At 68.2% G+C, this 12,693-nt stretch carries 15 protein-coding genes; 8 read left to right on the top strand and 7 right to left on the bottom strand.

Annotation, left to right across the window (positions count from 1 at the left end; all coding sequences use genetic code 11):
* Positions 1–316 precede the first annotated feature (316 nt).
* Entirely contained in the window at positions 317–1,282 is a 966-nt protein-coding gene (locus ACWGI2_RS31605) for a DUF4331 family protein (RefSeq protein WP_453699070.1), read from the bottom strand.
* An 853-nt stretch (positions 1,283–2,135) separates the two neighbouring features.
* Here ACWGI2_RS31605 and ACWGI2_RS31610 point away from each other — a divergent pair.
* Complete coding sequence (locus tag ACWGI2_RS31610) at positions 2,136–2,873, top strand: GAF and ANTAR domain-containing protein (protein WP_453699072.1); 738 nt, start codon at positions 2,136–2,138, stop codon at positions 2,871–2,873.
* Between the two features lie 8 nt (positions 2,874–2,881).
* Here ACWGI2_RS31610 and ACWGI2_RS31615 read toward each other — a convergent pair whose 3' ends face one another.
* The 4 genes from ACWGI2_RS31615 to ACWGI2_RS31630 all read right to left on the bottom strand — a co-directional run bounded on the left by ACWGI2_RS31615 (position 2,882) and on the right by ACWGI2_RS31630 (position 5,589).
* Complete coding sequence (locus ACWGI2_RS31615) at positions 2,882–3,289, bottom strand: STAS domain-containing protein (protein ID WP_453699074.1); 408 nt, start codon at positions 3,287–3,289, stop codon at positions 2,882–2,884.
* A gap of 725 nt (positions 3,290–4,014) precedes the next feature.
* Positions 4,015–4,206 (bottom strand): DUF4259 domain-containing protein, encoded by a 192-nt coding sequence (locus ACWGI2_RS31620; RefSeq protein ID WP_453699076.1) that lies wholly within the window; start codon positions 4,204–4,206, stop codon positions 4,015–4,017.
* Between the two features lie 21 nt (positions 4,207–4,227).
* On the bottom strand, positions 4,228–4,662 hold the full coding sequence (locus ACWGI2_RS31625; RefSeq protein ID WP_453699078.1) for a DUF4352 domain-containing protein: 435 nt from the start codon (positions 4,660–4,662) through the stop codon (positions 4,228–4,230).
* A 321-nt stretch (positions 4,663–4,983) separates the two neighbouring features.
* Positions 4,984–5,589: a dihydrofolate reductase family protein gene (locus tag ACWGI2_RS31630; protein ID WP_453699079.1), complete on the bottom strand. Its 606-nt coding sequence runs from the start codon at positions 5,587–5,589 to the stop codon at positions 4,984–4,986.
* 174 nt (positions 5,590–5,763) lie between these two features.
* Here ACWGI2_RS31630 and ACWGI2_RS31635 point away from each other — a divergent pair, with 174 nt between their 5' ends.
* Positions 5,764–5,964, top strand: a complete 201-nt coding sequence (locus ACWGI2_RS31635; RefSeq protein ID WP_453699080.1) for a hypothetical protein — start codon at positions 5,764–5,766, stop codon at positions 5,962–5,964.
* 192 nt (positions 5,965–6,156) lie between these two features.
* On the opposite strand, the gene ACWGI2_RS31640 is transcribed toward ACWGI2_RS31635, so the two are convergent.
* Positions 6,157–6,750, bottom strand: coding sequence for a dihydrofolate reductase family protein (locus tag ACWGI2_RS31640; RefSeq protein WP_453699445.1), 594 nt, complete (start codon positions 6,748–6,750; stop codon positions 6,157–6,159).
* 322 nt (positions 6,751–7,072) lie between these two features.
* On the opposite strand from ACWGI2_RS31640, the gene ACWGI2_RS31645 reads away from it, so the two are divergent.
* Positions 7,073–7,663, top strand: a complete 591-nt coding sequence (locus ACWGI2_RS31645) for a TetR/AcrR family transcriptional regulator (protein WP_453401712.1) — start codon at positions 7,073–7,075, stop codon at positions 7,661–7,663.
* 187 nt (positions 7,664–7,850) lie between these two features.
* On the opposite strand, the gene ACWGI2_RS31650 is transcribed toward ACWGI2_RS31645, so the two are convergent.
* Positions 7,851–8,270 carry an MmcQ/YjbR family DNA-binding protein gene (locus tag ACWGI2_RS31650; RefSeq protein ID WP_453699081.1) on the bottom strand — a complete coding sequence of 140 codons (420 nt, stop codon included), beginning with the start codon at positions 8,268–8,270 and terminating at the stop codon, positions 7,851–7,853.
* A gap of 392 nt (positions 8,271–8,662) precedes the next feature.
* On the opposite strand from ACWGI2_RS31650, the gene ACWGI2_RS31655 reads away from it, so the two are divergent.
* The 5 genes from ACWGI2_RS31655 to ACWGI2_RS31675 are packed head-to-tail and all read left to right on the top strand — an operon-like array spanning position 8,663 to position 12,657.
* Positions 8,663–8,845, top strand: a complete 183-nt coding sequence (locus tag ACWGI2_RS31655; protein ID WP_453401714.1) for a hypothetical protein — start codon at positions 8,663–8,665, stop codon at positions 8,843–8,845.
* A gap of 11 nt (positions 8,846–8,856) precedes the next feature.
* Positions 8,857–9,561 (top strand): hypothetical protein, encoded by a 705-nt coding sequence (locus tag ACWGI2_RS31660; protein ID WP_453699083.1) that lies wholly within the window; start codon positions 8,857–8,859, stop codon positions 9,559–9,561.
* Positions 9,558–10,631 (top strand): DUF6895 family protein, encoded by a 1,074-nt coding sequence (locus ACWGI2_RS31665; RefSeq protein ID WP_453699085.1) that lies wholly within the window; start codon positions 9,558–9,560, stop codon positions 10,629–10,631. Before ACWGI2_RS31660 ends, ACWGI2_RS31665 begins: the two co-directional genes overlap by 4 nt.
* Positions 10,628–11,548 carry a DUF6895 family protein gene (locus ACWGI2_RS31670; protein WP_453699086.1) on the top strand — a complete coding sequence of 307 codons (921 nt, stop codon included), beginning with the start codon at positions 10,628–10,630 and terminating at the stop codon, positions 11,546–11,548. The genes ACWGI2_RS31665 and ACWGI2_RS31670 overlap by 4 nt, the downstream gene beginning before the upstream one ends.
* Positions 11,548–12,657: a serine hydrolase domain-containing protein gene (locus tag ACWGI2_RS31675; protein ID WP_453699087.1), complete on the top strand. Its 1,110-nt coding sequence runs from the start codon at positions 11,548–11,550 to the stop codon at positions 12,655–12,657. Before ACWGI2_RS31670 ends, ACWGI2_RS31675 begins: the two co-directional genes overlap by 1 nt.
* The last annotated feature ends 36 nt before the right edge of the window (positions 12,658–12,693 follow it).

Consider the following 12,693-nt stretch of genomic DNA (forward strand, 5'->3'; position numbering starts at 1 on the left):
GGGGCACGCCCGCCGCAATCCCCGCCGCAGTTCAATCTTTCGCCGTGGCCGGTGAGAGCTTCCGGGCTGATGCCGCCACGCAGCGCACGGCTGCCACGAAGTCGACCACGACGGCTTCGGCGGCGGCTTCCAGCCGATGCGCGGCATCTTCGACAGTCGGCACAAACTCGCCGTCAATCTCCTGTCCGACGACGAGCTCTACGACCTGGAGAGCGACCCGGGCGAGCTGCACAACGTCGAGTGAACGACTCGGATGGCCGGCGCAGAGGCGACGCGACGGCCCCCGCTCGCAGAGCAGGGGCCAGCTTTGTACGTGTCAGCCACGCTCGTGCGGGTTCCCCAGGAATGGGAAGTCGGTGCGAAGGTCAGTGTGAGGCCGCAGCCCGTCATGGGGTACAGCGCCGTTGCTCAGTTGGGCGATCCCCATGTTGATGACATCGTCGGTGAGGTTGCGGCCGTTGGGGAATCCTTCAGCGCTTGCGTAGTCGTACGTCAAAAGGTCGGGGAGCAAGCTTTCCGCGAGAGCGGTAGCCCGGTCCTTGGGGTGGCCCGCGTGCTCGAAGACGTGCACGAACTTGTCGAGGAAGCCCTCACGGTCGTCAGACGGCCCCTGCTGATTCCAGACTCGCTTGTCGTCGTCGTCCTGGTTGAAGTTGGCGTCGATCCCCGGGCGCCCGGCCCGGTCGCCCTGGACCAGTCGGCCCTCGTGCGGAACCAGGACTCTGGCCCAGACACCCACCTGAGGGTTCGGGCCGAGCGCACTGTTGGGGACTTCCAGCACGATGCCGAACACGTTCTTGTCAGCGAAGAAGTCCTTGCCGGTCCACTGGAATTTGTCGCTCGCGCCGACCGGGTCGGCGAAGAACGGGTCACTGCGGAGCCCTGCGAAGAGCCTGAAGTCACCAGCCTCGGTGATCTGCGGCTCGGAGCCGAAGGTCACTGGCGCGGCGCGAAGGACCGTGTCCCCCGCGTCGGGGGCGGCCGCGGCCTCCCGGCCGGTCGCCAGCTGCAGGCTTGCGCTCTGCGCGTTGTCCCGCACCGGTGAGAAGCGTATGCGGAAGGCGATGTCGGTGACCGCGTCGGCGTCGGTGTCCACGCCGAGTTCGTAGACCGATTCATGGTCGACGGCGTCGTCGGTGATCGGCGAGGTCGGATTGATGTTGAGCACCAGGATCGTCTTGCTCGCATCGCCTGGCTTCTGGAATACGTAGAGGTCGGTGATGTGGCTCCTGGGATCCAGGCTCGTGGGGCTGATGCCCAGGCCGGAGACGTGGTGCGCCATTGCGTGACTCCCATCGGGTGGCTGTGCGGACCGAGTTGAGTGGCGGTGCAGTGGAGCATTGGACAGTCCATCGCGGAAGACGCAGGGCCCGGCACTGCCCTCCCACCCGGGGGATCACCCGCGGCCGGCCTGCTTGATGGTCTTTACGGGCTTTACGGCCCTCCCGGCTTGAGGAACGTCGAGAGCAACGGTCTCTCTGTCGCCGCCGGATGCATATCCGTCATCCGACGTAGTCGCGGCGTGCCGACGGAGCTGGTGTGGGCGGACCTGGACCGTCGACCAGCCGAGGACGCTGCGGGGTTGACGGTTGACGCCCTGCTCGCCGGCCGCTGGCGCGAGTCGTCGGCGGCGGCGAAGGCCTCTTGCTGCGGGCTGCAATCCAGCACGACGGCGAGCCAAGCGTTGCCCACCAGCCAGGCTTCGGTCACCGCCATGCCCGGGAGCGGACCCGGCGCCGTGCGGTGCAGAGTCCCGTATCCCCATAGGAGGGGCGCAGGCTCTGCAGCACGTAAACCAGGTCACTGTCCATGCCCACGTCCATGCCCACTGCTCTCACCTCCCGTTACAGCTGCCCCAGGAGGGACCTCCGCGGCGCAAAGGACACACTGAAGACGCCCCCCAGTAGTGAGTTTTCTACGGTGCAGAGCTCACCTCGCGGTACGACGCCGGTTAGTGCGGGGTGAGGCGTAGTGTGGACGTACAGGCTGCCCGCAGGCGACGCCGCTCGCCCACCACATACCTGACATTGGCTTCCGATCAGGGGCAGCATCGGCGGTGAATGCCGGAGTTCGGACGCCACGATGAAGCCGCACCGCACGGTCGCTCGCCTGCCCGCTTTCGCCCCGAGTTCACGATGACGGGCGCCCGGGCACAAGCCGTGGCCCTCGCCGCCTACTACACCGGCCAGACCCAACCCGGACTGCGCATCGGCGAGGCCTGCCGCACGGCCCTGCACAGCGCGTACTCTGTGGGACTCACCCTGGCCGCCGACGCCGCCCTGGCCCAACGGGTGTCGCTGTGCGCCGCCGGCCCGCTGGCCCCCAGGGGCGAGGAACTGCAGATCAGCCTCGGAGAAGGCCCCTGCGTACAAGCCCTCAGCCAGCGCGCCCCGGTCCTGGTCGCCGACATCGAGGACTCCGCCGCCACGCGGCACTGGCCCGTCTACGCCCAGCAGGCCAAGGCGCACCACATCCGCGCCGCCTTCGCCCTGCCCGTCCTCAACGGCACCGACCCGGCCCAGCAGGCCGGCCTCATCCTCACCCTCTACCGCCACACCCCCGGCCCCATCTCCGACACCGACCTGCAAACCGCACAGGACCACGCCGACGCCGCCGACCTCCTGCTCCTCGCCGCACCCGTATCAACCGAAGACGACCTCATCCACGCCTGGCTCCTGCCCGCGGACGCCGTCGTCCACCACGCCATCGGCATGATCAGCTACCGCCACTCCCTCACCACCGGCCAAGCCCTCGCCCTGCTGCGCGCCCACGCCCACAGCCAGGCAACACCCCTGACCGACCTCGCCCGCGCCATCGTCGACGACCACCTCACACTCCATGACCCGCCGCCCTCCGATGCCGCGGACAGCTGACAGGCCAATCATCCGGAGTCGAGCGCGTCCTGCATCGTGGAGAAGGGTTCGAAGCGCGCGTTGAGCCCGGCTGCCTTGAGGATCCGCAGGTGCCACAGCCGGGTGCAGACCAGTGCCAGGTGACCATCATGTTCGAAGGCCCTGCGTCGTGCCCGGCAGAGCAGGGAGAGGGCGGAACAGTCGAAGAATTCCACCGGCCGCAGGTCCACGACCACTTGGGCGTACCTGGGGGCGGTGGCGGCGTCGATATGGACCTGAACACCCGGGGCGCTACTCACGTCGATCGCCCCGCAGAACTCGACCACGGTGACCCCGCTCTGACGATAACTGCGTGCGCACCGACACGGATCCGGTAGATCCGGCGGCCTGTCATTCCCGCGCAGATTTGAGCTCGAGCGTGCGTCGTTGATGCCCATGACACTTCCTGAAAGTGAGACCCCTAGAGAACGGGGGTGGGCGGCCTGCGGACCGTCACCAGGGGCTGGGGCAACGCCCCACTACCGTACGGAGAAAAGGCGGTGCAGAAACGTCCATGCGCCCGACAGGCAACCTGTTCGGGTGATTGACCTGAGAGAGGCTTGACATGCCGAGTTACTCAGGCGTTCTTCTGGTCAAGATGGGTAAGTAGCGGCTTCAATCAACTGGCATGCCTGCTGACGTGCTGCTTGAGAGCCCTCTATCGCGGCTCTATCGCGGATGCCCATGGAGCCATACCCTGACCTCGGACGAAGAGTTCACGTGCCATCACTATGCGCGTGACTCCATCAGGCTCCCAGCCCCCGAGCCAGAACGACACGAAGGCCCGGCTGGAGCCGTATCACCGACAAGACGGCTCCAGCCTCCGCCCTCCCGGCAAGCGGGGGTACTCCCGCGCCCCCGGCTCCGGTAGGGCCCCGGTGGGGATACGGCGGGGAGCCCCGCATCCTCACCCCTTGGGGTTCGCCGTCACGCACTGACGGCGAACCCCAATCCCAGCCTCACCGACTGGCATGCCACAAGTCTCCCACCGCGGGCCGCCACTTACTCGGTCTCGGAGATGCCTCATCGAACAATGCGGCGAATCCAACCAGCAGTTCAGCGGTACGTCCTCCGGATCGAGCACAAATGCGCTGCCAGGAACCAGGGCGGCGATCGGCGGCGATCAGAGCAGCCGCAGCAAGTGCTCCGCGCCGTCCCCGCCTTCCTCGCCTTCCACCCTGGCGCCAGAAGCAACGACCCGCTGCAGAGCCGTCTGCAGCACTATGACGACCTGGTCGGGTGCGATTCCTTCGAGTCCGTCAACGAAGTCGCCGGCGAGATCGCTGTCGAACGGCCCGGTTCCCCATGTCCCCATGCTTGGCATCACTCAGCTCGTCTACTTCACCTCGCCAACCCAGTGCTTCCCGTCTTCGTCGAAGTAGGGGCGGACTTCCAGGTCAACCTTGTTCAGCTGATCACGCGGGATATCGAAGCCCCACTCAGCAGTGCCGGATGAGCCCGGTGACACGCTGCCCTGTATCCCGAGGCTGATCTTCTTCTCCACGTCGAAGATCTGAGTACATGACTCGCCGTCCTCACCGGACTTCACGTGCACCGTCATCAGCGCGGGTTCGAAGGTCTCGTCTGTGTTGTTCTGGACCTTGATGCGCCACTTCACCGCCTGGTTCTTCGTCTCGTGTCCGGCAGCCGTGCTCGACGGCGTGAACTTGGTGGGCTTCGACGTGGTGACGGCCAGGTCGTCCCACTTCTTGGTGTCTCCCCATTTGCCAGCTTCTTCAGCTACTGGCAGCGAGGGTGCTGCCGCGGCCATGCTGCTTCCAGCTCCCAGGAGGCACGCGGCCATCGCGGCGACCGTGAGGCGGGCGACCGCGGATGTGCGTATGCCGTTCATACCTCCAGGGTCCGCCCGTTGCGGGGCTGGGTCGACTGGAGCAGCCCGCCTCGCGGCTACCAGCGTCAGTGGCGTATGCGCTGCGGGTGGGCGTGGCTGCGGCGATCCGGGAGGACACCGCGGCGTGCGGGCGCTGGCTACCTGTGGTCCGGGGGCGCGGTCGAGCCGGTGACACGCAATTGCTGACTGACCGTGGTGTTCGCTGTGCTGCGCCGCGGAACTTCCGCGGCGCACGTCACACTAGTAACTGTCGTAGCTGGGCTTACCGTTCGGCCGGTAGACGCCGACGACGGTGCCGCCCTTCGTCGTCGAGACGCTGACCGGCTCCAGTGCGGTGGGGATCGCCCCGTCGGCGAACAGCCGCTTGCCGGTGCCGACGATCACCGGGTGGATGGTCAGCCGGTACTCGTCGACGAGGTCGTGCCGCATGAGGGTCTGGGCGAGGTCGCCGCTGCCGACGACGTTGATGTTGCCACCGTCGGACGCCTTCAGCTTGCGTACGGCATCGGAGACGTCGCCCTCCAGCAGTGTGGAGTTCTGCCACTCGACGGACGTCAGGGTCCGAGACGCCACGTACTTGCGCATGCTGTTCATCCGATCGGTGAACGGGTTTCCGGGATCGGCGGTTGGCCAGTACGACGCGAAAATCTCATACGTCTTGCGGCCGAGCAGCATCGCGTCCGAGCGCTCGTACCAACCGGCGATGGCCGCCCCGACCTCGTCGTCATCCACCGGTTTCTGCCAGCCGCCGTGCTGGAAGCCGTCCTCCGCGTCCTCGTCCGGACCGCCCGGCGCCTGCATGACGCCGTCGAGCGTCAGGAACGTACAAACGATGATCTTGCGCATGGTGTGCTCCCTTCCTCGAGGGGTGGACCGTGCAACCGCCACAAACTCATCGGCGGAACTTCCGCGGCCACTGGTGCAGCCGGGCTTTCGCGAGCGTGGCCGCGGCCGGGGCCGGGGCAACAGTCACGCCAGCGGCGCTCGCTTAGAAATTCGAACATGTGCTCTACTGGCGTCATGGTGCAGACACAACACTCCCCCGAGCTCGTGCAGACCCAGCGCGACTGGAACCGCACCTACAAAGCTCTGGCTGCGGGCCCAGCCGCCGGCAACACCGCGCTGAGGCGGCGGCTCATCGAGCTGTCCCGCCGCCTGGTGCAGGACGTGCCGCGCACCGAGCTCGCCGACTTGCGGCGCCGCGCCGGGGGCTCGCCATGAGCCCCCGCCCGTGGGAGGCCACCGGCCGGCAGCGGTCCGTCCTGGCCTGCATACGCGTCCACATCGCCGACCACGGTGCAGCTCCGCGACCTGGCACGCACCCGGGCCTGGATCACGGACGAGGAACGGCTCCAAGCCGAGCGCGCACGGTGCTCTGCCGCCCGGCCGCCGACCCCGCTCACGCGTGCGTACTCATTTCTTCGCGTACGTGAGGAAGATGGTGCCGCTCTCCATGATCTTGCTGTCGGCCAGGGCGAAGAACGTCGGGTCGAACGGCCTCTTCTGCCCGAACAGTGGCGTCCCCGAGCCGATCGTCATCGGTGCCAGCTTGATGACCAGTTGGTCGATCTCCGAGAAGAGCACCCCGGCCAGCTCGCCGCCCCCGCACAGCCAGATGTCCTTGCCGTCCTCCTGCTTGAGCTCGCGCACCTTGGCCACGGGGTCGCCGGCGACGAGCTCGACGCCCGGGTCGGGAGACTCGGTGAGGGAGCGGGAGAAGACGAGGTGTCTCAGGTGGGGCCAGGCGTTGGTGATTCCGGCGTCCACGCCGTTCTGATACGTCCTGCGGCCCTCGATGACGGTGTCGAAGTGCGCACCGTCCCCGCTGATCCCGAACGCGTCCCGCGCCGGGCCCGGCAGTGTCTCGGGGTACTCGGTGACGAGGTGCTCGATGTAGTCCTGCCCGATCGGCCAGAAGGCGTCCGGTCCCGAGGTGGGGTCGGAGCCGTCGGGGCCCGAGATGTATCCGTCGAGGCTGACAGCGATGAAGTAGGTGAGCTTTCGCATGGGGGTCTCCTCGTGGTCGGATCCGGGGCCGTGGTCCGCTTCGACGCGGTGATCTTCGGTGAAGTGCGCGATGGGGTCTGTCATTTGGCCTTTCAGCGGCGGGTGCCCGGCTTGGGCAGCGGGCGGGGGCGGGGCAGTGAGCGTGGCTTGGCGGGCACCGGGAATCGGGTGCTCTGCTGGGACTTCAGGGACTTCAGCTGGTTTCGCATCTCGCTCCTCTGACAGCGTCATTGGCACGTCGAGTGATGTACTCTGAGTGAAGTGGTTAGACCGTAGTACTGCACCCGCAGTGGTGTCAACAGATTTCCGGAAGGAACATGCCATGCGTCAGAACCCCGCACGGCGGGCCGCCCTGCTCGATGGCGCGATCGAGGTCCTGGCCCGCGAGGGCTCGCGCGGCCTCACCCTGCGCGCGGTCGACACCCAGGCCGAGGTCCCCAAGGGCACCACCACCAACTACTTCGCCAACCGCGCCGAGTTGCTGGCCCAGGTCATGACGCGCATCCAGGAGCGTCTGACGCCCGAGGAGTCCCAACTCGCCGACACCATGAGCGAAAAGCCCTCCGTCGAACTGGTCGTCACCCTTCTCAAGCAGCTCCTCGGCCGCATGCGCGAGGATCGCAGCAGCTGGCTCGCCCTGATGGAGCTGCGTCTGGAGGCAACCCGTCGGCCCGAACTGCACGCCGAGCTCACCCGGTTCTTCACCGCCCAGCTCGATGCCAACATCAGATTCCATCTGGACGGCGGCCTGCCGGGCGACCGGACGGGCGTCGTCCTGATGTATCTCGCCATGACCGGCCTGATCGTGGATGACCTGACCGTGCCGGACCTGCTCGCGCCGCATTCCGTCGACAAGTTGATCGACGAACTGGCGCGGCGCGTGGTGGGCATGGGCGCAGGCGCGGGCGGCTGAGACCAGGCGCCCACATCAGGGAGCCTGAGCAGAGCCACGCCGTGGCGGTGCACTACCACCTGGGTCGTACACAACCTGCCCTCCGCAGTCGCTCTCCTGCACGACTCCGCGTGGAGGTACGGCGTCAATGCTGCCCGAGGCGATGGCCATCACCCGAGGCAGGGCCGGGCGCGGGGCCCGCCGCCGGTCAGCTGATCGGTGGCAGGAGGGGGACCTGAGCGGCGAGGAACTTCGGGGCCATTTCGCGGTAGCTGTCGGTGATCAGTTCGGCAAGTTCGGTCCAGTCGGTGTGGTCGCCGAGAACGGCGGCGACGACGTTATGCCCCCAGTCGGCACGGAGGAACGGGAACCCACCGGCGGTCAGGCCGAGCAGATCGTCGACGGGCACCCGAAAAGTCATCACGACGGGTTCCTGATCTGCGGTTACGTGCGAGGCGTAGACCGGGTAGCGATCCACGTCCGGCGTGTAGACGTGGGCGAACGTCCGCGTACGGATCCGCCAGCGCACGCCGATCCAGGCCGGCTCCTCGTACGACTCGGGCAGCTGCCGACAGAACGACCGCAACCGATACAGGATCTCCGGCGGCACATCTCCAGGACTGGACATAGGCAGACCCTAGCGACCGCCGATTCCACTGCCCGAGGCGGCTGGGCTATGACACAGCTGGCGGGCGCGCTCGTCCTCGTCGGAGACGGCCTCCTCGCCCGGTGGCGCCGCGCGACCAAACCCCTTACAGGTTGCAATAGTTCGAATATGGAATATTGCCTGCGGATGCTGCACCGGCTGGGTTCGTCTAGGCTTATAAGGGCGCCTCGAAGAGAACGATTTAGAGGCGTGCAGCATGTACCGCCTGACCTCGGTCGCGTAATTCTCTAATGCGCGTGAGGTAAAGGAAACCCATGCGCTGAATTTCGCTGATGACAGTACGTACAGGAGTGTGCAGGAATCGTGCTGGCATTACGTGAAACTCAGCGTGATATGACGGAAGAGGCAGAGGTATGGCTTCCACCGAATTCACGGATCAGGACGTAGCCGAAACGCTGGACGTTGAGGCGGCTCTCGACCCGGTTGAGGCCGACGGTTCCTACCGCGACAGCCGCGAATGTGCGGCGCTGGCCCTGACTGGCGGGGCGATCTCCCTGCTGTTGTCGCCTCCGACCCCGCGCCCGAAGAAGGGTTGACGGGCGCCGGCATGGAGGAGTCAGGCACTACGTCGCCTTTGGCGGGCGCGGTGCAGGGCCTCACGTCGGAACTGGTCTCCGCTCTTCGGAACGGGGGCCGGTTTCGGTTGGCCGGCAGCGTGACCGGATCCGACGCGGCGGCCGTGGACGGCCTCGCCCTCGCCGCCGTGCGTGTGGTGGGTGCCGACGCCGTCCTGCCGGGGGTCCTGCGCCGCACACCGCTCGAACCCGACGACCTCGCCGTGTTCAGCAAAGCCGTGCAGGCGTATCCGCCCCCCGCCGATGCCTCGCCCGCGTCGGTATGGAGCCACTGGGCGATGCAACGAACTCTGGCGGATCTTGACGCGTCCTTCAACGGCGCGCCGCAAGGAACAGAGCCGCCGGCGGCCTGGCTTGAGGACACCTCGTGGCAGGTGCTGACCCATCAACTCGCCGTGCTGGCCCCCCTCGCGCTGCCCGGCGCCGACTGCGCGGTGGCCCGGGTGGCACGCAGCCGACCCGTGGATGTCGCCCGCGGCTTCGTGCGTGCGGTCCGCCGACGCGACTGGCTCCAAGCCGCCGGGGCCGGCCGCTGGCTGGTCCTGCTGGACGGCGTGCCACACACCCTTGGCCTGGAGGCCGGACTGGAGTTCGTGGCGCAGATGGGGTCCGAAGATCCCCGTGTGCTGCTGCAGGTGGAGGCGGCACAGCTGATGCGGGCCGGAGTGCCGGGGTGAGGGCGCGCGATGTCCGGGGGGTCGCCGAGGTGGCGCTGACCTGGGTGTCCGAACACCGTGACGACTTCGTACTCGGGGATGATGCGCTGGCCGAGTACGGCGACGTGAACTTCACCTGGAAGCCGCTGGGAGAACTGGCGCATGTGTGCGTCACCGTACGCCGCCACACCGAATCGACCGCGCCGCTGCACCAAAGGGCATGTGACCTGCTGGACTTCGCCTGGCAGCAGACCGGGCAGGGCGACCTCCTGTGCCAGTTGCAGCGCCTGGAGCCCTTCGCGACGTACCCGTTGGAGATCTACGCGGCGTTCGCCTCGGCCGGGCTGCGCCACCACGGCTTCGAGAAGGCCGCTGCGACGGTGACCCGCACCCGCTCGTGGCAGGTGACCGAGCAGCAGCCCAACCGGCGCCTCGGCATCCTCAACTCCGAACACCACAGCGGCATGCCGCCGCACGAGGACATGGAGCGGGCGCTGGAGCGCACCTGGCTGGGCGGCCTGCCGGAACCCTGGATGTTCGAAGGGGACGCCGGCTACACACTCACCCATGTGATCTTCCACCTCGCCGACTGGGGCGCGGCACCGCACCGCGTTCCTCCGCAGGTCGCCGACTACCTCGCGCAGTGGCTCCCGCCGTGGCTGGACACCTGCCTGGAGGATGAGCGGTGGGACCTGAGCTGTGAGCTGCTGGCCGTGGCAGGCAGCCTGCCCGGCGCGCCCGACCGCACGATGCTGCAAGACGCCTGGACGCGACTCGCCGGAGCACAGGGCGCGTCCGGAGCCGTTCCGGAGATCGGCTCCAAGCGGGACGGGAGGGCGCCCGCGGACGATTTCACCGGCTGCTATCACTCGACGCTGATGACGGTCTTCGCCGCAGCGCTGACCGCCCCCGCGCTGGCTGCCGACGCACTGACCACCGACGCACTGCACGAGGACACCGATACCGCCGCTGCGGCGACCGGGAAGGCAGCCGCCTTCGCGCAGCCGGCACATCCGGGAGCCGCGCATCCGGGAGCCGCGCGGCAGGGGCAGAGGCAGGCTGGACAGCGGGGACGAGGAGCGTCGAGATGACCAATACCCGCCTCATGCACACCGTCGGCAGCCAGGCGCTCGAATGGCTGCACTCCCACCGCGACGGGTTCCGCCTGGAACCGGACGTCGACCCCGAAGTGGGCTTTCTGGAGCGCTTCAAACCCATCGGCGAACTGGCCCTCATCTGCTCAGTGTTGTTCCGCGAAGGGGTGGCCGGCTCCCGGCAGGCGCAGCTGGCACGGCAACTGCTCGACCACGCCTGGCGCAACACGCTGGACGGCGGTCAGATGCTGGTGCGCGGCCAGCGCATCGAACCCATCTCCCCCATTCCCTTCGAGGTCTACCTCCCCTTCAAGGAGCTGGGCTACAGCCATCCCGCGTTCGAGCAGATCTTCCGGCTCAACCAGCGCCTGGAGAGTTTCGCCGCCCACGAGATGCCGCCCGTACGCCGCCTCGGGCTCTCCGCGTTCCAACGCCGCTGCGGCCTTGAGCCCCGGCCGCCGGAGGCCGAGGTCATCGGCCGGACATGGCTGGGACGCACCCCCGAACCCTGGACGGTGGAAGGGCACACCGCCTACGACATCACCCACACCGTCTTCCACCTCACCGACTGGGGCAAGAACCCCGACGGCATCCCGCCCCCGCTCGCCGACTACCTGGCCACCTGGCTGCCCGCCTGGCTGGACGACTGGCTGGACCTGGAGCGCTGGGACCTCCTCGGCGAACTCCTCGTCGTAGACGCCTGCCTGCCCCGTCCCACGCTGGACGAACGCGCCTGGGATGGTTTCGCCGCCGCCCAACAGGACGACGGGGCCATGCCCGCCGTACGCACCATCCCCGAGGGCGATCCCGAGGAACTCTTCGACCTCATCTACCACCCCACGCTCGTCGCCGCGTTCGCCTCCGTCATGGCCACCTCTCGCGCCCTGACACAACTCACCCACACCACATCCTGATGACGCCCCCGCGCACACCCTGGCCAGGCGGCGAACCGCACGACGCCACCGAGGACGAGCCTCCGCCCCGCCTCCCCCCGGCGCAGGACCGCCCGGACGACGAGACGACGTACCGGCGGCTGGATGAGGCCATCGCCGCGGTGGAGGCGCCCGATGTCGTCTTCGCACTGTCCCGCGACGGCCGGCGCACGGTGCGCAGCGGCGGGACCGGACCGCCGCCGCCCGTCCCCCGTGACCAGCTGCGTTACGAGATCGGCTCGGCCTCCAAGACGTTCACCGCACTGCTGCTGGCCCACCTGACGCAGTCCGGAACTCTCTCCGGGGGCGAGCCGGCCCTGTCCTTCCTCGCCCCCACGCGGCGCATCGGCGCGCACCCCATCACCCTCGCCCACCTGATCACCCACACCTCCGGACTGCCCGGCCTGCCCCCCGACTTCTACCCCCGGGCCCTGCCCACCTGGCGCACCAACCCCTACGCCGGCTACGAGGACCGGCACGTCATCGACGCCTTCGTACGCCGACGACCGCATCGGCAGCCCGGCTCCCGGTGGCACTACTCCAACTTCGGTGTCTCCGTGCTCGGTCACGCCTTGGCCGCCGCCACCGCCACCCCCTGGGACGACCTGCTCACCGAACAGGTGCTGCGGCCACTGCGACTGGGTGGCACGGCCCTGCACCCCGCGGGCCCGGAGAGCGACGCCACCGACGCCACCGGTCACCGCAAGGACGGCAGCACGCCCACGCCCCCGCTGACCATCGGCGGATTCAAGGCAGCCGGCGCGATCCGTGCTACCCCGCACGACCTGCTGACCTTCCTCGAAGCCCACATCGACCCCACGGGCCACCCCCTGGCCGCGGCCCTGCGGGCAGCAGGCCGCCCGGTCCTGCGGCGGGGCTTGGGGCACCGGCACACGCACACCATGTCCTGGTTCCAGCACCCCGCCCAGTACGGACCGCTCTACTTCCACTGCGGAGCCACCCTCGGCCAACAGGCCTTCCTGGGCTACAGGCCCGACACCGCAACTGCGCTGGCCGCCGTCTGCACCCGCCGCTACCGCGCCCGCGAGACTTTCGTGACGACGGCCTACGCACTGCTCGCGGAGACCTGAGACACCAACCCCTGAGACACCAGCCCCCTGTCGTCG

It is taken from the genome of Streptomyces sp. NPDC054866 (genome assembly GCF_053610745.1).